This is a genomic window from Liquorilactobacillus uvarum DSM 19971 (assembly GCF_001434935.1).
GTDB lineage: Bacteria > Bacillota > Bacilli > Lactobacillales > Lactobacillaceae > Liquorilactobacillus > Liquorilactobacillus uvarum.
The window spans coordinates 1-1,147 of record NZ_AZEG01000096.1 but is presented as its reverse complement, the minus strand read 5'-3'; the positions used below and the strand labels follow the sequence as shown (position 1 = coordinate 1,147).

The window sequence follows — 1,147 nt, the reverse complement described above, 5'->3', positions numbered from 1 at the left end:
ATTAATTATGGCACAACTGTTCAGAAATTTATGTACCAAATACTAGGATAGGAGCAGGTCCAAGAACTGCTACAAGCATTTTGAACATTGAAGCTGCCACAAGCATTGGAATAATGGGTGTTAAGCTACCTGCAATTTTATTGAGAATTGTTGACCCAACGCTTTTCCATGTCATTTTTACTTTTTCTGTGTTTTGAGCTCTTTCTTCAACTATTGGTTTATCCTGTTTTAAGTTACCTGACGCAACAACTTCGTCATAAACCTCATTGACCGTCTGACCTATGACAACTTGGTATTGACCTCCTGCGCGCATAACCCCCAGTACACCCTTGATTTTCTTAACTTCATTGTCATTCGGAAAACTCATATCTTTAAGGTTAAAGCGTAATCTAGTCATGCAATGAGTCACACTGGCTACATTTTCCTTTCCACCTATTTTCTTTAGGATTTCAACACCCATTGCTTTAAATTCATCTTTTTTTCTTTTCATAATTTACTCCTTATTATTCAATGACTTAACAACTATTCTTTTGACATATATCATTAGGTAAAACATTTCATCATCCGTACTTTTACTATTTAATATCTCATCGATCATTACTACTATCTGTTTAGTACATTTGTATATTTTAGGAGACTCTTGTTTAAACGTTCTTATCATAGCGGTACTTGCTTCATCCACTATTTGTTTATTTTCCGAAATTCTTATCAAATAGTAACGCAAATGCATTATGAAACGATTATATGAAAATCCATTTTGATCGATTCTTATGTTGAAATAACTTTCAACATAAGAAATAGCTTTTACAGATATCAAATTAAATGTATTATCTGTTATTGATGGAATATTAATAACTTGTGAATTAATAAAATGCATTGCGATTGCCGTAATTTCAGTTTGAGGCAAGTTAACATCTAACTCTTTCTCGACTAAATTAATCGCCATTCTTCCAGCTTCAAATTCTTTAGGATAAAGCTGTTTGACATCATAAGAAAAAGGTAACGTTAACTCTTTATAATTTTTCTGCCTAATAATTGCAAAGTTTATATGATCTGCTAAACTAAAAATTACATTTGGATTCAGTTCATGTGGTAGATTGTAAAATTAATCCGAACGCTGTTCGGACAAAAAAGATCAGCTTCCTTT

At 32.2% G+C, this 1,147-nt stretch carries 2 protein-coding genes; both read right to left on the bottom strand.

Annotated elements, in window-relative coordinates; all coding sequences use genetic code 11:
• Positions 1-28 precede the first annotated feature (28 nt).
• Complete coding sequence (locus FD20_RS12535) at positions 29-490, bottom strand: PTS transporter subunit EIIB (RefSeq protein ID WP_057738932.1); 462 nt, start codon at positions 488-490, stop codon at positions 29-31.
• A gap of 3 nt (positions 491-493) precedes the next feature.
• Complete coding sequence (locus FD20_RS12530; protein ID WP_268871959.1) at positions 494-1,084, bottom strand: PRD domain-containing protein; 591 nt, start codon at positions 1,082-1,084, stop codon at positions 494-496.
• Positions 1,085-1,147: the final 63 nt, after the last annotated feature.

Excerpts from the sequence above, each read along its gene's own strand:
- FD20_RS12535 (WP_057738932.1), bottom strand. The coding sequence starts at position 490 with ATGAAAAGAAAAAAAGATGAATTTAAAGCAATGGGTGTTGAAATCCTA.